Annotated in this window: 17 protein-coding genes and 3 pseudogenes; 9 read left to right on the top strand and 11 right to left on the bottom strand. The window is 67.4% G+C overall.

Annotated features, from left to right (window positions below):
• Positions 1–215 precede the first annotated feature (215 nt).
• Positions 216–929 (bottom strand): 4Fe-4S dicluster domain-containing protein, encoded by a 714-nt coding sequence (locus BLQ50_RS19115; RefSeq protein WP_245701252.1) that lies wholly within the window; start codon positions 927–929, stop codon positions 216–218.
• 397 nt (positions 930–1,326) lie between these two features.
• A pseudogene (locus BLQ50_RS19110) lies at positions 1,327–1,398 on the bottom strand (hypothetical protein); the annotation flags it as partial.
• Here BLQ50_RS19110 and BLQ50_RS19105 point away from each other — a divergent pair.
• The 3 genes from BLQ50_RS19105 (at position 1,397) to BLQ50_RS13260 (ending at position 2,608) form a co-directional block, all read left to right on the top strand.
• Positions 1,397–1,612 carry a hypothetical protein gene (locus BLQ50_RS19105; RefSeq protein ID WP_245701250.1) on the top strand — a complete coding sequence of 72 codons (216 nt, stop codon included), beginning with the start codon at positions 1,397–1,399 and terminating at the stop codon, positions 1,610–1,612. The pseudogene BLQ50_RS19110 and the gene BLQ50_RS19105 overlap by 2 nt on opposite strands.
• A gap of 204 nt (positions 1,613–1,816) precedes the next feature.
• The gene (locus BLQ50_RS13265; RefSeq protein WP_093184452.1) at positions 1,817–2,209 is read left to right on the top strand and encodes a hypothetical protein; all 393 of its coding nucleotides are present in this window, start codon (positions 1,817–1,819) and stop codon (positions 2,207–2,209) included.
• A gap of 27 nt (positions 2,210–2,236) precedes the next feature.
• Positions 2,237–2,608, top strand: a complete 372-nt coding sequence (locus tag BLQ50_RS13260; protein ID WP_093184450.1) for a hypothetical protein — start codon at positions 2,237–2,239, stop codon at positions 2,606–2,608.
• A 239-nt stretch (positions 2,609–2,847) separates the two neighbouring features.
• Here BLQ50_RS13260 and BLQ50_RS13255 read toward each other — a convergent pair whose 3' ends face one another.
• The 3 genes from BLQ50_RS13255 to BLQ50_RS13245 are packed head-to-tail and all read right to left on the bottom strand — an operon-like array spanning position 2,848 to position 4,770.
• Positions 2,848–3,480, bottom strand: coding sequence for a peroxiredoxin family protein (locus tag BLQ50_RS13255; protein WP_093184447.1), 633 nt, complete (start codon positions 3,478–3,480; stop codon positions 2,848–2,850).
• On the bottom strand, positions 3,477–4,451 hold the full coding sequence (locus tag BLQ50_RS13250) for a cytochrome c biogenesis CcdA family protein (RefSeq protein WP_093184444.1): 975 nt from the start codon (positions 4,449–4,451) through the stop codon (positions 3,477–3,479). The genes BLQ50_RS13255 and BLQ50_RS13250 overlap by 4 nt, the downstream gene beginning before the upstream one ends.
• Positions 4,444–4,770, bottom strand: a complete 327-nt coding sequence (locus BLQ50_RS13245; protein WP_175559133.1) for a thioredoxin domain-containing protein — start codon at positions 4,768–4,770, stop codon at positions 4,444–4,446. Before BLQ50_RS13245 ends, BLQ50_RS13250 begins: the two co-directional genes overlap by 8 nt.
• A gap of 153 nt (positions 4,771–4,923) precedes the next feature.
• Between BLQ50_RS13245 and BLQ50_RS13240 the strand changes: the two genes are divergently transcribed.
• The gene (locus tag BLQ50_RS13240; protein WP_217629182.1) at positions 4,924–5,640 is read left to right on the top strand and encodes a response regulator transcription factor; all 717 of its coding nucleotides are present in this window, start codon (positions 4,924–4,926) and stop codon (positions 5,638–5,640) included.
• Complete coding sequence (locus BLQ50_RS13235; protein ID WP_245701212.1) at positions 5,637–6,818, top strand: HAMP domain-containing sensor histidine kinase; 1,182 nt, start codon at positions 5,637–5,639, stop codon at positions 6,816–6,818. The genes BLQ50_RS13240 and BLQ50_RS13235 overlap by 4 nt, the downstream gene beginning before the upstream one ends.
• Positions 6,819–7,752: 934 nt before the next feature.
• Here BLQ50_RS13235 and BLQ50_RS13230 read toward each other — a convergent pair.
• Positions 7,753–8,040: an SHOCT domain-containing protein gene (locus tag BLQ50_RS13230; RefSeq protein ID WP_217629174.1), complete on the bottom strand. Its 288-nt coding sequence runs from the start codon at positions 8,038–8,040 to the stop codon at positions 7,753–7,755.
• 252 nt (positions 8,041–8,292) lie between these two features.
• Here BLQ50_RS13230 and BLQ50_RS13225 point away from each other — a divergent pair, with 252 nt between their 5' ends.
• The 4 genes and pseudogenes from BLQ50_RS13225 to BLQ50_RS13205 form a co-directional block, all read left to right on the top strand.
• Positions 8,293–8,688 carry an antibiotic biosynthesis monooxygenase family protein gene (locus BLQ50_RS13225; protein ID WP_093184440.1) on the top strand — a complete coding sequence of 132 codons (396 nt, stop codon included), beginning with the start codon at positions 8,293–8,295 and terminating at the stop codon, positions 8,686–8,688.
• Between the two features lie 155 nt (positions 8,689–8,843).
• On the top strand, positions 8,844–9,017 hold the full coding sequence (locus BLQ50_RS13220) for a YHS domain-containing protein (protein WP_093184438.1): 174 nt from the start codon (positions 8,844–8,846) through the stop codon (positions 9,015–9,017).
• Between the two features lie 398 nt (positions 9,018–9,415).
• On the top strand, positions 9,416–11,857 hold the full coding sequence (locus tag BLQ50_RS13210) for a heavy metal translocating P-type ATPase (RefSeq protein ID WP_342672064.1): 2,442 nt from the start codon (positions 9,416–9,418) through the stop codon (positions 11,855–11,857).
• A 315-nt stretch (positions 11,858–12,172) separates the two neighbouring features.
• Positions 12,173–12,763: pseudogene (locus BLQ50_RS13205) on the top strand (HAD-IC family P-type ATPase); the annotation flags it as partial.
• Here BLQ50_RS13205 and BLQ50_RS13200 read toward each other — a convergent pair.
• The 5 genes and pseudogenes from BLQ50_RS13200 to BLQ50_RS13180 form a co-directional block, all read right to left on the bottom strand.
• Complete coding sequence (locus BLQ50_RS13200) at positions 12,760–14,673, bottom strand: heavy metal translocating P-type ATPase (protein WP_217629173.1); 1,914 nt, start codon at positions 14,671–14,673, stop codon at positions 12,760–12,762. The pseudogene BLQ50_RS13205 and the gene BLQ50_RS13200 overlap by 4 nt on opposite strands.
• Entirely contained in the window at positions 14,670–15,065 is a 396-nt protein-coding gene (locus BLQ50_RS13195) for an ArsR/SmtB family transcription factor (protein WP_093184436.1), read from the bottom strand. Before BLQ50_RS13195 ends, BLQ50_RS13200 begins: the two co-directional genes overlap by 4 nt.
• Before the next feature lie 171 nt (positions 15,066–15,236).
• Positions 15,237–15,659 (bottom strand): hypothetical protein, encoded by a 423-nt coding sequence (locus BLQ50_RS13190; RefSeq protein WP_093184433.1) that lies wholly within the window; start codon positions 15,657–15,659, stop codon positions 15,237–15,239.
• Positions 15,660–15,676: 17 nt separating this feature from the next.
• Positions 15,677–19,267 carry a MobF family relaxase gene (mobF, locus tag BLQ50_RS13185; RefSeq protein WP_175559132.1) on the bottom strand — a complete coding sequence of 1,197 codons (3,591 nt, stop codon included), beginning with the start codon at positions 19,265–19,267 and terminating at the stop codon, positions 15,677–15,679.
• Positions 19,268–19,756: 489 nt separating this feature from the next.
• A pseudogene (locus BLQ50_RS13180) lies at positions 19,757–20,732 on the bottom strand (IS110 family RNA-guided transposase); the annotation flags it as partial.
• Positions 20,733–20,757 lie beyond the last annotated feature (25 nt).

The raw sequence follows: 20,757 nt of genomic DNA, 5'->3' as shown, positions 1-20,757 counted from the left end.
ATGAATGCGATGCATGAACGCCACCACCCCTCAGTGGAGCCGGATCCCGGCCATCTTGGGCCACTGGATCGACTCGCTACCTACGTGAACCATGGCTGAGAGTACCGAGCCGAGGACCCCGAAGGCGGCGAGCATGTGTGGCCCCGTCGTCCTCGGACACGGTCTCGGTGGCTACGCATCCTCGTGTGTCGCCGGCCTGCCAATGGCGCCCGACGTCACATGCGGTGAGCCATCGGCAGCAGGAACATCCACACGTTCATCGCGCCCAGCAGCGCGATGATCGCCGCGTACGGGATGAGCGTCGCGCGCCGTCGGGCGCTCGTGCGATAGCGGCGGTGGGCGATGCGTCGGGCCGTGTAGGAGGAGCCCGCGACACCGAGCCCGAGCAGCGCGAACTGCAGTACCTGGATGGTGCCCGTGCTCAGCAGGGCCGGGTTGACCCCTCTGGCTTCGACCCCGAAGAGCGCAACAACTGCTGTGTAGACAGAGCCGCCCTCGGCCAGCAGGTGAAAGAGGTTGTGCGCCAGGTGCGCCGCGACGTCGAGGGGGATGAGCGCATATCCGAAGCGAGCGAAGTTCATCGCGGTGTCCTCAAGATTACCGGCCGCCGCGATACGGGATGCCAGGGTGAGCAGCGCCACGGGGACTGTCACGGCGATGACAAACGCGACGGTGAAGATCAGCGCGTAGCTCGCGACCCCAGTGGTGGCCTCGATCCAGACGAGGACGTCGGTCCAGACCTCGAGCATCGTGATGTTCTGGATGAGGACGATGCCCATGATCGCCATGGCCTGGTAGGAATGCTCGATCTTCGGCTTGGTGATGAACCACAGCTCGCTGGTCGGTTTGCGAAGCCGGACCTGGATGGCGTCGTTGGGGCACGACTTGATGCAGTTGGCACAGAGGTTGCAGTTCGCGGAGTCCTCCATCGTGCGTGGGAACGTGAAGGGGGCAGCCGGCCACCTTGTCGTTGCCGTTGTAGCAAACTGCCTTCGAGGTGCATGTCTTGCAGATCCCGGAATCGGCGCGGAGCTCGACCATCCCGACTCGCCCGTAGTTGCCCGACAGCCCGCCGAGGAAGCACAGGTACCGGCAGAACGTGCGCCGGTGGAAGAATGCCCCGGAGGCAACCACCGCGGTCGTGAGCAGGAGCAGCAGGACGCCCGAGCCCCACGGCGACTCGACGATGCCCCACACATGGTCGGCCCACGTGATCGCGAGGAACGTGGCGTCGACGATCCAGATGCCGTAGTTCTTGAGGAACTTCGGCACCGGGCGGTTGACGCTGATCCATCTCTGCACGACGTCCGTCAGTGCCCCGAACGGGCAGACCGCGCACCAGAACCGGTCCAGCAGCACGAACACGATCGGGATGACCGGCCACCACAGGACCCACATGAGCGCGGTGCCCGCGTTCTCGTGCGCAACGTCCGGCCCGGCGAGGAGCTGGTACGCGACGAGCCCGAAGACCGCCGCGACAGGGATCTGGAAGATCTTCGGATACCAGCGGCTACGCAGCGAGCGGGCGACCCACGGGATCGCCATCAGGTTGCGACCCGCAGGTGACGGATGGGGCGGGTTCCGGATCGTGCACGTCTTCGATCTGTCCTAGACCGACGGCAAGCCCCTGCCCGACGTCGCCCCCGCCCTGCTCCAGGGTGCCGCGCCGGCTCGCCTCTGGGACACGCTCGCCAGCCTCACTGACGGCGCCGGGTACGGGCTCGAGCGTGGTGACTGCGCTGGCGCGAACGGTTCTACGAGCTTCGCGACCCGCACTGTCAGGGTCCGCGCCGACGTCGCGCCCGCCCAGGCGGTTATGACGCTCGCGCATGAGCTCGGTCACATCCGCGCCGACCACGAGCACCGCCTCGTTGACTACCACCAGGACGCACTGTGCGGCGGCCGCGCCGAGGTCGAAGCCGAGTCGATCGCTTACCTCGTGGCCACCGGTGCGGGGATGGACACCACGGGGTACACGGTGCCCTACGTCGCGGGGTGGGCCGGCGGCGACGCCCAGCTGCTGCGCGAGAGCGCCACACAGGTGCTCACCGTCGCCCGCGGGATCGTGGCAGACCTTGAGGCGGCGGGCATGGGGGAGTGGGCGTCGGCGGTGCCCCTGTTGGCGACGCCGGTGACGACTTCAACTCGCCATCCACACGTCGCCGAAGCGCCAACTCATCCACAGAACTCCGTTTTGGGCCTTCGGTGACGACCGGCGCTGGGTGAGCATCAGGGAATGGACACCATCCAGAGCTACCCCTACGACGCGGTCCTCGGCGACATCGGCATCATCAACGGCTGGATCATCACCCCCAACGGCGCCGCACCGCTCCAAGGCGCCCAGTGGATCGTGGCCGACCGCACCTGGACCTACACGTACCTGCCGACCAGCAGCGTCGTCCTCGGACTGCTCCTGCTGTGCATGCCGTTCATCGGCTGGGTCCTCGCGATCCCGGTGATGATGTCCCAGACCACGGCGGTGACCGGGTACGTCGAGGTTACTGTCCTCACGCGGGGACTGATCCACCTTACGCAGTTCCCCGTGGCGACCGTGGGGCAGGTCTCGGGCGTGTACGCCGTCGTCCAGGCACTGCGACTTGGCTGGTAGAGGCTCCCGCGACCTCAGTGCTTGGAGTCGCCGGCGGCCGCGGATGATATTGCGGAGTGGGTAAGGGACTCGCTATGGCCCTCAAATCCAGCTCGCGGTGGAGATCCCATACCTGACCGATGCACTCTGCGGTCAGGTATGGCGGGCGCCTTGCACGAGCACGAGAGCAGGCGTGCTCCGTCTCTGCGGGTTGGTCGCGGTATTCGGAGCGGGAAGTTCGTGCAGTTTGGGGGTGGTGGCTAGCCCGCGAGCAGCTCTTCTGCCTTGGCCAACAGCTCTGAGGGGTCGAGCCACATCGAGGGGTAGTTGCCGGACCACAGCTGTGTGCCGTCGGTGTCGATGAGGATGAAGCCGTGCCCGGGGAGTCCCTCGTGCATCCCGGTACCCAGGACGTCGTAGGCCTTGGAGACTGCGCCGTCGTCGAGCAGGAAGGGTGTACTCACGCCAAGGCGATCGCGTTCGACGTTGATCTGGTCGGCGTCGTTCATGACGATGGGCAGCACGGTGATCCCCGCCTCGGCGAAGCCTGGTTCCTTTTCGATCTGGCCCATCTGGACCAGGCAGCTGTCGCAGCCGGCGCCCTCGTTGAAGTAGAGGATGACTGGGCTGCCCCGCAGATCCGACAACGTGGTCGACCCGCCGTCGGAGGCCGCGAGAGTGAAGTCCGGGGCGGTACGGGCGTCGGTGGTCTGATCGGGACGGGCGCTGAGCAGACCTGCGGTGACCAGCCCTACCACCAGCACGAGTCCCACGGCCCATCCGCTCGCCCGCAGGATGCGTCGTCGCCGGGTGGAGGCGTGCTGTGCGAGCTGGACGTCTGTGAGCAGTTCCTGGCGTTCGCGTTCTCGGCGCGCGGCCTGTGCGTTGGTCATCGTGGGGCTCTTTCTGCGGGGTCGTGGCAGTGCGCGGCGTCACCGGGTGTCGGGTGTGCTGACGGGGTGCTGTCCCCTGGCGGGACGTCGATTGTGGTCGTGTCGGTCTGCGTGCGGCGGCTGGACAGGGTGAACCAGACGAGCCCAGCGACGAGCGCGAGCAGTCCTAGCCCCAGGAGGGCCTCGGGGACGGGGGCGAGCCATTGCTGCACCCGCAGGAAGATCCGGGTGAGCAGGCGTGCTGTGTTGTACTGGGCGGCTGTCCCGCCGGTCATGTCGGCGTCGTCGGCAAGGGCGATCACGAAGATGCCCATCACCGCAAAACCGATCGACACGACGATGTTGAGACTGTTGGTGACGAGCGTGCGGGTCCCCATTCGCAGCCGGACGGTCTTGGCCTGGAGGAACCGCCGTTCGCCCAGCCGGGCCTTGTCCCAGATCAGGGCCATGACGAAGAGGGGGAACACCATGCCGAAGACGTAGGCGAGGCCGAGTGCGAGGCCGCCTGTGGCGCTGCCGGACAGGGCCGACAAGGTCATAACTCCGGCCAGGACTGGTGCGCAGCAGCTCGAGGCGATGCCGGAGAAGACGCCGAGGGCGAAGAAGCTCGCGCCGTCACCGCGTGAGGTGTCCGGTGTGCGGATGAATCGGGGTAGGGACCACATGCGACCTGAGAGCGCGAGGCCTGCCAGGGCGATCATTAGGGCGCCTCCCGCGTAGTACAGGGGGCCGTGGTAGCGGGCGATGGCTCCGGCCAGCAGGCTCATCCCGAGCGTGATGGGCACCAGCACCAGGGCCAGACCAGCGGTGAAGACGAAGGTGAGAGGGATCAGACGCCAGCGACGGTTCTTGATCGCACCTGCCAGAAAGCTCGGGGCGAGGAAGACGATGCAGCACGGCGCGAACAGGGCAACACCGCCGGCGAAGAATGCCGCGAGGATCGACCCGGACGTGAGGAGTTCGCTACCCATGGTGCCGCGCCGCCTGTGGGGTGAGGTCGGAATCGACGACGACGGGGGTGGCGTGGGCGTTGAGGTAGTCCCGCAGCTTCTTGCGGGGCAGGCGCCCTGAGCTGAAGTACTCACCGTTGATGAGGACCAAGGGGCTCATGGGAGGGCGGTGGGTCGCGATGAGCTCGCGGCCTTCGGCGCAGCTGGATGGGACCTCACGGACGTCGATCTGGTAGCTCAGAGCGTTCTTCATCAGCACGTCGATGGCGTCGTGGCAGTGGTGGCAGGCGTTCGCCGTCACGACAGTCACGGTCAAGGCTGGTGCGGTGGGGGTGGTCACGTGGTCTCCACGGTTGGTCTGGGCGCTTGTCCCGACCATCCTTGGCGCCCAACAACAGGTGCCCGGTCGGGTTCTGATCAACGTTTGATGAAGATGGGTGTCGGCCGGGTGTCCCGGGGCGGGAGGGGAGCGCGCGACGGCACAATGGTGGTCATGGGTACAGATGCAGGACTGGGCGTTCGGCGGGCTCTGGTCATCGATGACGAACGCCCGCTTGCCCAGCTCGTGGGCAGCTACCTGAGCAAGGGCGGCTTTGAGGTGCACCTCGCGCACGACGGCTCGGGTGGGCTGGACCTTGCTCGCACGGTCGACCCTGATGTGGTCGTGCTCGACCTGGGCTTGCCCGGTATAGACGGAATTGAGGTCTGTCGTCAGCTGCGCATGTTCTCCGACTGCTACGTCGTCATGCTCACCGCACGTACCGACGAGATCGACATGCTGATCGGGCTGTCTGTCGGGGCTGATGACTACATGACTAAACCGTTCAGTCCCCGAGAGTTGGTGGCGCGCATCGCCGTGATGCTCCGACGTCCACGTCGATCCACGAGCGTTGGCTCGCCTGCCGAGCGCCTCAGGTTCGGAGACCTTGAGCTTGACCTCGACGGGCGTGAGGTCTTCCTCGGGGACCAGCCTGTCGCACTGACACGCACCGAGTTCGATGTCCTCGCGGCACTGGCGCATCGTCCTCGAGTGGTCTTTTCCCGTAGAGCGCTTATCGACACTGTGTGGGGCCAGGGGTGGGTGGGCGACGAGCACCTGGTCGACGTCCATGTTCTCCATGTCCGTCAGAAGCTCGGCGACACGGCGCTGGATCAGAAATACGTCCGGACGGTCCGAGGCGTCGGCTACCGCATGGGAATGGGCCAGTGACAGGCCGACCCAGGCTCATGTCCGACGTCGGGATAGCTGGCAGGCTCCTCGCGGCGATGGCCCTTGTCCTGCTCACCGGGGGACTGACCGCGTGGCTGGTGGCCAGTGCTCTGGGACCGTCGATCTTCCACGAGCACATGGTCGTCGCCGGCGTCGACCAGGACAGCAGCACGACCATCCATGCCGAAGAAGCGTTCCGCACGGCGTCCGGGGCATCGTTGTCCATAGCGCTGGCCGCTGCAGGGGTCGCCTCAATCGCCGTCTGCCTCTTCCTCACCACCCGGATCGGACGATCCACGCGGATCCTGTCCACGGCAGCTACCAGGGTGGCGGGTGGCCAGTTCGACACCCTCGTGACCGACCCTGCGCTGGGCGCCGAGTTCAGTGAACTCACCGCGGCCTTCAACAACATGGCTGTTCGCCTCCAGGAGAGCCACAGCCTGCGCCGGCGGCTGCTGTCCGACGTCGCCCACGAGCTGCGCACGCCAGTGTCGACGATCATGGCCTATCTGGAGGCCATCGAGGACGGGGTCAAGACCCTGGACAGCTCCACCCTGTCGACGCTGCGAGCCCAGGGAACGCGATTGGTGCGTCTGGCAGACGACCTCGCTGCCGTCACCCGCGCAGAGAGCAGCGACCTAGACCTCGATCGCGTGCAGACAGACGTGACGGAGCTGATCACCCAGGTTGCCAGCGCGTTCGCGCACCAGTGCGCCGACCGTGAGATCGAACTTCGAGTCGAGACCGCGTCGGGAGTCCCGATCGTCGCCGTCGACCCTGACCGGATCCATCAGGTGCTGGCGAATCTCGTCGAGAACGCACTCCAGCACACTCAGCCCGGAGGAGCGGTGACGATCACCTCTACGGCGGTGGCCGGCAATGCCCAGGTGGAGGTCTCCGACACCGGTGAGGGCATCGAACCTGCCCATCTGCCCCACTTGTTCGAACGCTTCTACCGCGCTGGAACAGCCCGCGACCGAGACCGCGGTGGCTCCGGGATCGGACTGGCGATCGTCAAGGCGATCATCGAGGCCCACGGGGGAACCGTGCAAGCCTTCAGCGACGGCCCCGGCCGTGGAGCGCGCTTCGTCATCACACTCCCGCCCCACGAGACGGAGGCCGACGAGACCGTCGCGCGCTCTCGCGGGCCTCGACACGGGCCTCACCTGCACCGCTGACAGCGGGTGGCTGTGGACGGGGGTCGTGCCAGCCATCGGCGTGGCCCTTACCGCGCATCATCATGACCATCATCACTGCCATACCCACATGGCATGCCAGCACCAAGGCGAGCCCGAACGCTCGACCCAGGTCCATGCCCGTTGCCCACAGGGCCGCAAAGATGAGCAACCCACCGATCAGCATGTGCTTGAGGTGATGCCTGAGGTGGGCTGTGATCTGGTCCATCATCAGACTCCGTTTGTCATCGTCGGTCGGTCGTCGTCGTCACGCTGTGTACGCGGTGCCGGGTGCGACATGGGCGTGATGTCGTCAGAGGCGAGGTGCGGGTCGAGGGTGGTTCTGGCGTCGTCGGATCGCTGGATCGGAAAGAGTCGGCTGACTCCCCAGACCGCGAGAGCGACTACAGCGAGGCACGCGACGGTTGCGACTAGCCAGCCCCCGGGGCCCGTTGGTCCGCACCACAAGTTCATGGCCCCCCGATTCTCGTAGAGGCGATCGACCGCCATACGAGCAGTTTTCCCGCTGGCCATCGAGAATCCCCTTCGGACTCATTAAGAGTCGGTGAAGGTTGAACTGATCAATCTTGAGTGTCGATGCCTGATGAGCGGGTCCCGTCTGGGCGGAAGTGCCGAAGAGACGCTGACGATTTCCATGAGCCCCTGGAGGTGCTATCTCAAGCTTCGACGGTTCCCACTCCGGCACGGGGTCGAGTGAGGTATCTGGGTCGCGGTCGGCCGAGGTGAGGACCGGGCGGGTGCCGGCGACGAGGAACGCCCCAGCCGCGATCGAGGCGATGGATCACAACTGTGGCTGCGTGAGCCCGAGCAGGGCGGGGTCATTGATGCGGAGCCTCTCGACGAGGACCCGTGCGGTCCCGCTCTGGATGAGGTAGGCACAGAGGACAGCGACAGGGGCGGCCTATCAGTTCCACCGCTACTCGTCCGGTAGGTGCTGGAGGCGCTCTTGGTAGTCCGCGGTGTCGATCTCCCCGCGGGCGTACCGCTCAGCCAGGATCTGGCGGGCGTGGCTGCGCCCCGTGGATGATGCCGACTTGTTGACGTGCTCCCCAGGAATGGGGGAGGGCCCGCCCCGGGTTCCGCCGCCGGCCTGCCGGGCTAGCAAGACGACCAGCAGCACGATCCCCGCGATCCCGATGATCGCAATCAGCGCGAAGATCCAACCCCAGCCCATGTCGCCGTGCATGTAGTAGCCGTTGCCCATGTCAACTCCTGATCAACCCCACGCACGGCACGTCGCCGCGTCCGGCGTGCATACCGGAAGGGGTATAGCTCAAATGTAGAGCGGCACGGGGCCCGGAACCATGCCTGCGGGACCCAGAGCGTTCGATCTTCATGGAATCTTCAGTGTGCCTCGACGCGGCGTGCGTGGTCGGCGGACGAGTCTGGACAGTCCCACCCCACGCTCTGCATCGCGGGGTCCTGCATCATGCAATAGAGCACCACGGAGGAACACATGTTTGTCGCGATCGCCAGGTTCCCTGAAGTCCCCACCGATCGACAGGAGGAGTTCCAGGCGTGGTTCGCCTGGTCCAACGACCAGCTGCGCGAGACGGACGGCCTCAAGGGACGGCGCCTGCTGCGCACGACGGACGGCGCGTACGTCGCCCTCGTCGAGCACCACAGCGCCGAAACCTTCGCCGCGATGCACGCCACCGACCAGGCCGCACGGGTGCAGGCGCGCCTTGCAGAGATCGTCACAGACGGGCCTTGGGCCGCGAAGTATGAGGTTGTCGTCGAGTTCTCCGCCTTGGGCGCCTGCTGTGGTGGTGGCCATGGACAGCCACAGCAGGCCGTCGCTGTTGACAGCGCTGGGCTGCAGGTCGCCGGTCGCTGCTGCCACGACGCCTGAGCTGCACCGGGCTTGGGCTGGGGCAAAGCCGCGTCGAGGCACTTTCATACCCGGATGGGGTATGGATCGCGTCTCCGGCCATCCCGAACAACGTCCGCGTGCCACCCACCAACCCCGGTGGTGGGCGTCGGACGCGATCAGAAGAGGAGCGCGACATGTCAGAGAAGTCCCCGAAGGTGACCGACCCGGTGTGCGGCATGACCGTCGACCCGGCCAAGGCCGCCGCCCGAGTCGAGCACGAGGGACGGACGTACTACTTCTGCTCCAAGTACTGCGCGGCGACCTTCTCCGCAACACCCGAGAACTACGCCAGCACCGTGATGTCGTAGCAGCACCCTTGCCCGGGGGCGGAGCACCCGTCCCCGGCCAGCGGCAAGCCAGCCAGCGCCGCCGACAAAAGCAGCCGATGATGGCCGGTAGGAGAAGCCCCAAACGCGACCAGCTCAACCGGCTGAGCCGCATCGAGTACCAGGTGCGCGGGATCGCCACGATGGTCAAGAGGACACGTATTGGGTAGACGTCATCACCCAGGTCTCGACAGCACCGCCCGCTGAAGCCCATGCTGCTCGGGCTGCTGGAGGAGCGCATGAGCCACTACCTGGTGGCTGCCGCGCGAGCTGGCGGCGGCGAGCAGGAGACCAAGCTCATGGAAGCGCCCGCTGCGACAGCCCGACTAGTCCGGAGTTGATCCACACGAGGGGCCCCATTCCGACAGCTCGGCCCGGAGATGAACTACGGAACGGAATCTGACATGAACACTCGGACCACGATCCTGCAGGTCGGTGGATTGCATTGGGCGACATCGGAGCGCGGTGTAGAGGATGCGCTGATGCGCCGTCCCGGGGTGCTGGTCGTCGAGGCGAATGCTGTCTCGCAGACCGCGAGCATCACCTACGACACGGACCGCACTGCTGTCGCTGAGCTCGCGGACTGGATCCGCGACAGCGGGTACCACTGCGCCGGGCAGTCCGTGCCGGAGCATATGTGCGACCCGATGGCCGAGCCGTCGGACTTGACCACCACCAAGCCACCCGCCGCCCATACCGGGCACGGTGGACACGACGCCCATGCAGGTCCTGATATGGCGGGTGCGTCGCCGCATGAGGTGATGGGGCACGGCGGGGGGCACAGCGGGATGTCGATGGAGGGCATGATCCGCGACATGCGCAACCGCTTGGTGGTGGCGGTTGTGCTGTCCGTGCCGATCTTGCTGTGGTCACCGATCGGACGCGACGTCCTAGGCTTCACGGTCTCGGCCCCGTTCGGACTGCGCGACGACGTGTTCTCGCTGCTCTTGTCGTTGCCGGTGATCTTCTACTCGGCATGGATCTTCTTCGACGGCGCCTACCGGGCGCTTCGGGCCAAGACTCTGGACATGATGGTCCTGGTGGCGGTCGGTGTCGGCACCGGGTGGCTGTACAGCGTCGTGATCACCCTCACCGGGGGCGGGGACGTGTTCTATGAGGCGGCCACCGTGCTCACCTCGTTCGTGCTGCTGGGGCACTGGCTCGAGATGCGTGCCCGGGGCGGGGCGAGCGAGGCGGTTCGCACCCTGCTCGAACTCGCCCCCTCGACCGCATTGGTTCTGCGCGACGGCGAGACCGTCGAGGTGCCCACCGCGCAGGTCCAGGTCGGCGACCTGCTGCTGGTGCGTCCAGGTGCGAAGGTCCCGGTGGACGCGATTGTGGAGGAGGGCGAGTCCGACGTCGACGAGTCGATGGTCACGGGGGAGTCTCTGCCAGTGGCCAAGACCCTGGGCGCTGAGCTGGTCGGTGCCTCGATCAACACCACCGGCACCCTTCGGGCGCGGGCGACGAAGGTCGGTGCGGACACCGCACTCGCGCAGATCGTGGCCATGGTGCAAGCAGCGCAGAACTCCAAGGCCCCGGGGCAGAGGTTGGCCGACCGTGCTGCGTTCTGGCTCGTGCTGGTCGCGCTCTTCGGTGGGAGCGCGACGTTCCTGGTGTGGCTCGCGTTGGGTGCGAGTATGCAGACCGCGATGCTCTACGCGATCACGGTCGTGGTCATCACCTGCCCAGACGCGTTGGGCCTGGCGACCCCTACGGCGATCATGGTCGGCACCGGGTTGGGCGCACAGCGGGGGGTGCTGTTCAAGAACGCGACCGCGCTGGAGACCTCCGCCCGGATCGACACGGTCGTAATGGACAAGACCGGAACCTTGACCAAGGGCGCACCGGAGGTCACCGAGGTGATCGCCGCTGGGCTGCCGGAGGAGGAGATGCTCGCCATGGCGGCCACCATCGAGCACGAGTCCGAGCACCCCCTGGCCCGGGCCATCGTCGACCTCGCCGCCCAGCGGGGCCTGCAGGAGTTCTCAGCATCTGACTTCCGCAATGTCCCCGGCCAGGGTGCAATGGCCCAGGTCGAGGGGCACCGCGTGCTGGTGGGCAACCAGCGGCTCATGACCGCCGAGAATGTCGACTTTGGCGAGTTGGCGGGTCGCCGCGACGACCTCGCGGCCTCCGGGCGGACCGTGGTGCTCGTGGCGGTGGACGGCAGAGCCGTCGGAGTGATCGCCCTGGCGGACGCGGTACGGGACACGGCAGCGGCCGCCGTTGCCGCCCTGCACGAGTCCGGGATTGAGGTCGTCATGCTCACCGGGGACAACGAAGCGACCGCGCGGCGAATCGCCGAGCAGCTTGGCATCGACACCGTGATCGCTGAAGTCCTACCCGGGGACAAGGCCGCCAAGGTCGCCGAGCTACAAGCGGCAGGCAGGCAGGTGGCGATGGTCGGGGACGGCGTCAACGACGCCCCAGCACTGGCTACCGCCGACCTCGGCATCGCCATAGGCGCCGGGACCGATGTGGCCATCGAGACCGCTGATCTGGTCCTCATGCGCTCCGACCCCCTGGACGTGCCCGTTGCGCTGCGCATCGGCAAGGGCACACGGCGCAAGATGCGCCAAAACCTCGGTTGGGCCATCGGCTACAACGTGATCGCCTTGCCGATCGCGGCCGGCGTCTTCGCACCTGCTTTCGGGCTGGTGCTGCGCCCCGAGATCGCCGCACTGTCGATGTCCGGGTCGTCGCTCATCGTTGCGGTCAACGCCCTGCTGCTCAAGCGCCTCAGCCTGCCCGCACGCGGGCCCTCGTCTGAGCCGGGGACCCACCCGGTCGCAGCGTCGGCTCCGGCCACGCACCGGTGAGTGAGTAGTCGTCGTGAGGGCCATGGATTCCGCGTCGGCCACCCCGGGCGCCTCGGCGACTGGAGAACCAGTCCGTTTCGACTCCGAGCGCCCCGAGGGCATACGTCAACAGCTGGTCAAGATCTTGAGCAAGGAGATGTTCCTCCACCCGCGGGCGATTTCCTTGCCGCCGAGGTGCATGAGGTCGTCGACGACGTGTTGGTGATCGCCGCCAGGTACTGGAAGGTCGGTGCCTGCATGGAACTGGACGGCTCGGCGTGGACGGTGAGGCCGAGGGCGGTGTTCGCCTTCCGGACGGCTCGGGCATCGAGCCGGGCCTGGTCGGACAAGGGGTCTATCGTCTTGCACGTCCTCGTCGACGAGATCCGCCCGGCGTCGCGCGAGGCTGTCGATGCGCTGCACGCGCGAGGCATCACAGGCGACGCCGAGCCGGTGACCCGTTCGGTCGCTCGCGCGCTCCACATCGACCAGGTGCTTGCCGGCGTCCGGCCGGAGAACAAGAGCGATCGGGTCAAGAGCTCCAGGGCGGGGCCCGCGCGTGGCGGTGGTCGGTGACGGTGTGAACGACGCCCCGGCACTGGCTCAGGCGGATGTGGAAATCGCGATCGGGGCAGGTGTTGATGTGGCGATCGCGTCGGCTGGGGTGATCGCGGTCTGCGACGATCCACGCTCGGTGATCTCCGTGATCGAGCTGTCCCATGTCGCGTACGTAAAGATGAAGTAGAACCTGTGGTGGGCCACCGGGTACAACCTGGTGGCCCTGCCCCTAGCTGCGGGGGCCTCGCACCCGTCGGGTTTGTCATGCCGATGGCGGTCGGTGCGCTCCTGACGTCGCTGTCGACCGTGGTCGTCGCACTCAACGCTCAGCCGTTGCGCCGCCTCGACCTTCGACCAGGTGCCTGCTAACCCTGCGGGCGGCTTCTTGTCCCGGTCCGACCGCCAGGAACTAGGCGCGCTGCATTGAGGATGAACACCGACTCGCTGCTGACGTGAATGATGGCGGCGAGGACCGGGCCGAGGATCCCGAACGCAGCGAGCATGATGCCGACTAGGTCGATCGCAATCGTTCCGACGAAGTTCGTCATGACGATGCGGCGGGCTCGACGCGCCACGCGCACCGCGTGGGTCAGGTCGGCCAGGTCAGAGCTGATCAGGACGATGTCGGCGCTCTGGCGGGCCACCTCCGTGCCGCTACCCATCGCGATGCCGACAGTGGCGTGGGCGAGCGCGGGCGCGTCATTGACCCCATCGCCGACCATGGCAACCTTGTGACCGGCGGCACGCTCGGCGTCGACGGCGGCGAGTTTGTCGCTGGGCAGGAGATCGGTGCGCACGTTCTCGATACCGACCTCGGCGGCAACTGCGCGTCCGGTGACGTGGCTGTCGCCGGTCAGCATGACGACTCGCAAGCCCATCGAGCGCAGGTCCGCAACGCACTGGCAAGCCGACGCGCGCACGGTGTCCGCCAGGAAGATAGTGCCCATGAATGCCCCGTCGGTCGCGACGTGCACCGCCGTCGCGCTTGCCAGGGTCGGTGAATCTGCGGACTGCCTTGCACCGGGAACGAGGGTGGTGTTGCCGATCTGGACGAGGCGGCCGTCGACGTGGGCCGAGAGCCCTCGGCCGGGTTCGTAGTCGAATGACTCTGGCAGTCCTAGGGGCAGCCTGCGGGCCTGAGCCTGAGCGACGATTGCCTTGCCGAGCGGGTGCTCGGAATACATCTCAGCTGTCGCGGCAGCGATGAGCACCTGATCCTCGGTGGTCCCGGGGGCCGGGTGAACGGCCACGACCTGCGGAGCGCCCTCGGTGAGGGTTCCGGTCTTGTCGAAGATGACAGTGTCCACGGAGGAAAGCGCCTCCAGATGCGTACCGCCCTTGATGAACGCTCCGTTGCTCGCTGCGCGACCGATGGCAGCGAGGACGGCCAGTGGTGTGCCGGCAGCGATACCGCATGCCCCAGCGACGATGATCACGGAGATCGTCGCGGTGATGTCCCGTGTCACGAGGAAGGTGATGGCTGCGCCGCCGAGTGCGAGGTAGACGAGGTAGCTGGCGAGCCGGTCGGCAAGTCGCTGCACGGGGGCCTGGGAGGCCTGCGCCGCTCGCACGGCGTCGATGATCTGCCCATACGAGGATTCGGCCCCGACGCGTTCCGCCTCGATCTCGAGCGCACCGACCTGGTTGACCGAGCCGGCAAACACCGAGCTGCCGGGTTCGACGTTGACCGGGAGAGACTCTCCGGTGATACGAGACTGGTCGACGCTCGACCGCCCGAGAACCACCGTGCCGTCGACCGGCACCCCTGCGCCGGGGGAGACGATCACCGTCTGTCCGGGGCGCAGAGAATCCAGCGGTACTGTGCGCAGCTCAGCCCCGTCGCGGATCTGGACGGTCGCCGGCAGGAACGACATCAGATCAGTGAGCGCATCGCGTCCTCGGTCCAACGACAGATCTTCGAGGATCTCGGCCGCGAGAACGAACGTGGTGACCACGAGCGCAGTTATCCACTCGCCGATCGCAGCGGCGGCGACGATCGCGATGAGCATCGACAGCTCCATGCTCATCCGCCGGTGCCACACGTCCTCCCACGCCTCGATCAGGATCGGCCAGCACCCCACGACAAGGCCGACAATCGCGATGAGGGGAGCGGCCCGCCATGGCCCGGTCAGTCCCAGCGCGACAGCCACTGCACATATGGCCACGAATGCCGTGCGCATCAGGTCTGCGCGATCGATCTTGCGCAGCAGGCTCTCGCCGTCGCCGGCGGCTGCGACCGGGGAGGGTCCTGTCGTTTTCAGGTCCGGCGATACGCTCACGACGCCGCGCCCGTGCGCTCAGCCAGCTCCCGCGGCGACGGATGCTCGTCCAAGTGGTGGCGTGGAACCACGTCAAGGACATGCTCGGCCTGAAACACGGCCTGATTGACCAGTTCGCGGGCATGCTCGTCGATCAGGCTGTAGTGGACATGGGTGCCCTCTTGCCGGGACTGCACCACCTTGGCCCAGCGGAGTTTGGCCAAGTGCTGGGAGACCACCGTCGGCGGCTTGCCCACCAGCTCGGCCAGCTTGCCCACCGAGAGTTCGCCATCTCGCAGCGCCAGAATGATCCGGATGCGGGTCACGTCGGACAGCAAGGAGAACACCTCGGCGGCTAGCTCAACATGCTGACTGGTCACATCGAATGTGCATCTCTTAGCATCTTCACTCATATGCACATAGTAGTACTACTACCTTCAACTGTGCGTGCGAGGACCTGACCACGTCGGCACGCGAGGTGCCCATGTAGCTCACCGTGTCCTGATCAGACGAGAGCCGGAGGCCGTGCGGAAGTGGGCGCAAGGCGCTGACTCTGATAGGTCGGCACTGGCCACTAGGGCGCCCTAGCGCAGTTGAACTGAGGCGGGTGTGCGGTGCTCGTTGGCTCGGCAGCCGGTGCGGGCGACCCAGTCGGTGAGTCGTTGTCGTGCGGGTGCAAATCGTTCGTGCCAGGTGAGGGGTGCGTCTCCGTGGGAGGTTTCGGCGTAGGCGTCTTGCCAGGCGGTGTGGAGGGCTGAGAGCTCTTCGATGAGTTCCCAGTGCTGTGCCCAGCACGGGGGGATGATCCGGTGGTCGAGGGTGTAGTGGCCTGCGAGCCATTCGACCCAGGGTTCGAGATCTTCGAGGAGGAGCCGGGCGTGCTGGGGTAGGTGTGCAGACCACAGGACTGGGCCTGAGGGGCCCAGGGGCGGGGACCAGACCGGTGGTGGGAAGAAGGGGTCGTCCTCGAGGTCTTCGGGTTCGTACTCAGCTCGCCGGGGGCTCATGGCCGTCACTCCTTCGTCTACAGCTCCATGACCGGCGACGGCGCCGGTCGCGGTGCGTGGGTGGGGCCTTGGGTGTAGTCGATGCGGGCCGCGTGGGCTTCGATCTCGGCTCGCCACCCGCGGTGAGCGTCGGCGTCGTCCGGCTCGGGACCGTGCTCGTGCGTCCACGAGGGACGGGTGGCGATTGCGAGGTCGGCGAGGGTCTGCACTCGGCTGCGAATGAGGCCTTCGAGCTCGTCAATGACGGGAGTGGCGGGGTCGGCTGGATCGATCAGCACGTCGTCGGAGGTGGGAGCGCTGTAGGGGTCTTCGGTGCGGGTAGAGAGCCACTCGGTGAGCTGAGTGGCCAACCAGGCCGCGGCGTCGGGCGCATCGATTCCAATACTGGAAGAGTCCGGCCCTTCGCGCTCGAGGAGGGAGTTGACGACCGTATCCATCACGTAGCCGTGGGCGGCGCCGCAGTTGAGGACCGTGTAGAGAGCGTCGCGGTGCGGGGAAGCCATGATGTCGTCGACGACGTCGGGGTCGAGCTGCGTGGCGGCCAGGGCAGCGTCCCAGTGGCGGTGGGCGGCGTCGGCGAGGAGGGCTTGGCGGATGGGTTCGAGGTGGGCGAGGGATTCGGCGGCGTTGTAGTTGGCGGTGATGGTCTGAGTGGCGGAGAGCTCGGCGCCGCTGGTAGCCAGGATCCGCTCAAGGATCGCGGCCCCCGCAGCCGGGGACGGCGGGTTTGGCAGGTGGTCGCAGTCGGGGTCGACGTCGTCGGTGGCGACGTAGGCGTGGTTGGTGTTCCGTCCGCGGGTCATGGCGACGTAGAGGTTCTCCCGGGTCATACCAGCGGCGGCCAGGACGTGGGCGTGACCGGTCGTGATGCCCTGGGCGCGGTGGGTGGTGGTGGCGTACCCGAGGTCGACATGCTCGGCGACGTAGGACGCTGGCAGGCGAAGCTCCTCCACTGCCGCAGCCGTCGCGGTGTCGGGGTCGGTGACCGGCGTGACGGTGAGGGAGCCGTCGTCGTGGGTGGCGGTGACGGTCCACAGGTCGCCGTTGCGGATGTGGCGCCCGGGCAGGCGTAGTCGTCGGTCGTTGGCGCGGGTCAGGATTCGGTCGCCGCGGGCGATCACGGTCCCGGTGGCGGTTGTGATGCCGTCGGATGCGACGCGGCCGTCGGTGACGAGGTCGTTGTGCGCGCGGTGGTTGAGGGCTCGGACGGTGTGGGAGTCGGGGGCGATGAGGATCGCCGGACGCCCGGCGGCGGTGTCGCGGGCCCAGGCGGTGTAGGCCTCCTCGAGCATGACTTCGGGTGGGCCGGCGCTGATGCGGTCGTGATCGGTGTAGGTCTCGATGACGGCGGCCTGGCCGGTGCGCAGCTGGAGGGTCGCGGCCGCTTCCCAGGGGTGCGTGAACCGCCACAGGGACGACAGCGTCGCGGGGTGGGTGCGCTCGGCGATGAGGTTGAACGCACCACCGGCGTCGATCGCGCAGAGCTGGGCGTGGTCGCCCACCAGCAGGACCTTCGCCCCGGCTGCGGACGCTTGGGCGGTGATGGCGTCGAGGGTGAGCGTTCCGGCGAGGGACGCTTCGTCGATGATGAGCAGCTCACCTCGGCGCAGCGCCCACCGAGCCGCGTCCGTCTGCAGGCTGGCGGCAGCGGTATCTATGGTGGCCTGGCGGATCTGGTCACCGGTCGCAGCCGCGCGCTTGGCCCCGAGCGTCTCGAGCAGCGCGGTCCTCTTGGTGGCGCCGTTCCCGGTGGTTTCGTAGAGCCACTTCGCGGTGTTCTCACACGCGATGCCCAGTGCCTTGGACAGTTCGCCGGCGGCGGCTGCGGAGGGGGCGAGGCCGCGGACGGATCCGCGGCCGTAGTCGCGTTCCCAAGCGGTCTTGATCGCGGCCATCGTCGTGGTCTTCCCCGTCCCAGCAGGCCCGACCAGTGCTTCTAACCGCCGCCCGGACGTCGTCACCGCGATAGTCGCGGCGACCTGATCGGCGGCCAGGCGCACCGGCGTGCTGCCTGCGCGGGCCACGGGAACCTCGGTGGCCAGTGTCGCAGCGGCGGCGGTGACCTTGGGTGCACAGGTGTCGGTGGTGGCTTCCAGGAGGCGGGCTTCGGCGCCGAGGATACGTTCGTCGGTGAACTTGGCCTCACCGGCGCGGTCGAAGAGGCTTGTGCCGTCAGGGCGCTGGTAGTCCGATGGCACGGTGAACAGCTGAGGTGCCTCCAGGTTCACGCACCGGGCCAACGCCTGGTCGGTGACCAGGTCCAAGACCATCCGCCGCTCAGCCGGTGTGGCCATGCGTACGCCACGGGTGAGGCGAGCGGCCTCGGCGAGCAAGTTCCACCTAGTCCACGTCGAGCGCCGAGCCATCACCTCACCGATCGCCCGATCGGCGAGGTGCGCGACGACGTCGGGCCCCACCATCGCCGCCGTCAACGGGCGCGTTTGGGATCGGGTGAGAGCAGCAGCGGTGAGCTCTTCGGGAGTGCGGCCGGTGCAGGTGGTGGCGCGGGCACGCCAGCGGGCGAACAGTTCGCCGATGGGGTGGACGTGTTTGGCGGGGCGGGTGGCGCGGGTGACCTGCTGGCGCAGCCTCGTGATCTCCACCGGGTTGGGTGCGCGGCCGTGGGCGGCGTGGAACTCGGCCAGGGTCGCGGTCATGGCCTCGTCGATCTGGGTGGTGCGGGTGGAGAACTCCCGCATCAACGTGCTGTCGATGCCGTCGAGCTCGAATCCGGGGGAGCGGCGCGGACCCAGGTCGCGCCAGCTCCAGGTGACCGGGGCGGCAGCGCTGAGGTGGTCGGCGAGGTGGTCGTCATAGATCTCCGACAACGCCACCACCGCATGATGCAGTGCGCGGGAGTCCAGGGACCGCCACTTGCCATCGTGGCCTTGGACCTTGTTGGCGATGACGACGTGGGTGTGAAGGTTGGGGTCCCCGGCGCGAGAGTCCCAGTGGTCGAAGGCGGTGGCGAGCATCCCTCGGACGGGGACCTGCATACACCCGCGGGTACCCGTGCGGGTGAACAGGGCGGACTGCTCGGCGAAGTCGAGGGTGTCCTGGACCGCGGCGCGGTGGGCGTCCAGAATCGCCTGCTGCGTGCCCGGGTCGGCGACGGCCCAGAGGGTGGAGACGGACTTGGTGGGCGTGAACGTCAGGTCGAAGCCGGCGACTGCCGCCGGACGGTTCCGGCTCAGCTCAACCCGCGTGATCGTCGCGACGGCGGCCTCACGCTGGGCGGGATCCAAATCTGGGGGGAGCTTCTCGATCTGAGCTGCGATCCGATCCGCGGGTGGGGCGTAGACGGGGTAGGCCTTGCCGAGGGGCTGGCCGCTGACGGGATGGCGCCCGGCGCCGAACAAGTTCGCCATCGTTGCCTCGGTAACCAGAGCTCCCACGTCCAGGTCCACTGCGGCCAGGCCTTTGCCGAGCCAGCGGCCCGGAGGGTTGCCTGACTCGGTGTAGTAGGCAGTCAACGGGGCGACGCCGGCACGGTCGCAGTCGCCGGCCGCGGTGTGCTTGAGCAGGTACTGGTAGCCGGCACCGGCGGACAGGCGGTGCAAGGTCATCACCATGACAAGCCGCCAGGTGGGGGAGCCGAGACTGCGCATTCGTGACGCACCCGTGCTGGCCGGGACGTCGTCGTGAACTGGGCAGTGCTCATGCCTGGAGGTATGCCAGTGGTTGGGGGACAACGGACAAGACCCACAACGACGGGTGCACCTCTTCCGAGCAGGAGCGCCAAACCGGGTTGCCCTGCTCACATGCTGGGGCGGTCCGGGGACACCTCCATGCCGGAGCTGGGCAGGCCGCGCGCAGTGGACCCGAGGGGATCCGGGGCGGCGTTGACGCTTAGATGGACGGCTCGCGCGCGGTGGCGGAAGCTCCGCGGTTCCTCCGTGAACCTCGATCCCCGGCTCGTCCGGAGATGATGCCTTCTTTCGCGAACCCCCTGCCCAGCGTGTCGCCATCCTCGGTGAGCCACGAGGCCGACACTGGCGCAGCAGATGGTTCGCAGCCTCCCGCCGCGCCGTAGGCTCATTGCCAGTACACCCGCCGAAGATGAGGAGCCCCATGTCACGCCTCGCAGCTCTCATTGATCAGGCTGCTGACGGCACGCGCCCTCTCTCTGACGTCCCGAGACAGGTCAAGATCCTCGCGTCACGCATCGGTACCACGGACCGTTTCCCGCGGGCGTCGAATGCCAGCCACCGCTCATGCAGGCGTCGGTTTCCTTCATCGCCCCTGCGGCGTGCTGCTGCGGGCACTTTGTCCCACCGGGCGCGCATGGTTGGGCTGGACGGCCGGTAGGGCTGACGGTGGTGCCATGCGGCCTCGATCAACAGCCGACGGGCGTGGGTGTTCCCGGTCTTGGTGATCCCACCCAGCGATCGCGAAGCGCCCGAAGAATGCTCGGTGGGTGTCATCCCCAGGTAGGCGCCGGTCCTGCGGCCATCGAGTCGGTGCCAGTCGCCGATCTCGGCCGCGAGCCCGAACCCGGTCAGCGTCGAGATGCCGCGCAAGCTTCCGAGCCGGTCGACGACGGGCGTGAACTCACTGTCAGCGGCCATTCCTGCGATCGCGTCGTCGAGACGGTCCCTGCGGTCGATCACCGCGGCCAGAGCGTCATAGGCGGCGTCGAAGGCGAGCTGCAACCCCACCTGGTCGAAATGCTGCCTGCGCAACCACTGGTCGTGAGTCCTGGTCCACGCCTTGCCACCGCAATAGACGATTCCCTGACGCAGCAGCAGCTTGCTGAGCCGGTGCCGGGCGCTCATCAGATCACCACGGGCGTCCTCACGGGCCCGCACCAGATCCCGGGCCCCCCTCCTGGACCACCGAAGGAACCGTCACCTGCACAATCTCACCGAGCTTGAGCAACCGGGCCAGGTGCAGCGCATCGTTGGCGTCGGTCTTGACCCGGTCCCCGACCGGTCGCTGCAGCTTCGAGGGCGCAGCGACCAACGTCGCCACTCCGGCAGCGTTCAGATGCCGGGCCAGCCCGAATCCCGTCGGACCTGCCTCATATGTCGCCCGCCACGGACCCGGCAAGGTCTTGATCCACGACTCGATCTGAAGCGCCCCAGGTTTGATGCCGCTC

This window comes from Sanguibacter gelidistatuariae, from assembly GCF_900096585.1.
In the GTDB taxonomy this organism is placed as follows: Bacteria; Actinomycetota; Actinomycetes; order Actinomycetales; family Cellulomonadaceae; genus Sanguibacter; species Sanguibacter gelidistatuariae.
Note: the sequence above shows the minus strand (reverse complement) of the source record. Positions and strands in the feature narration are given on the sequence as shown.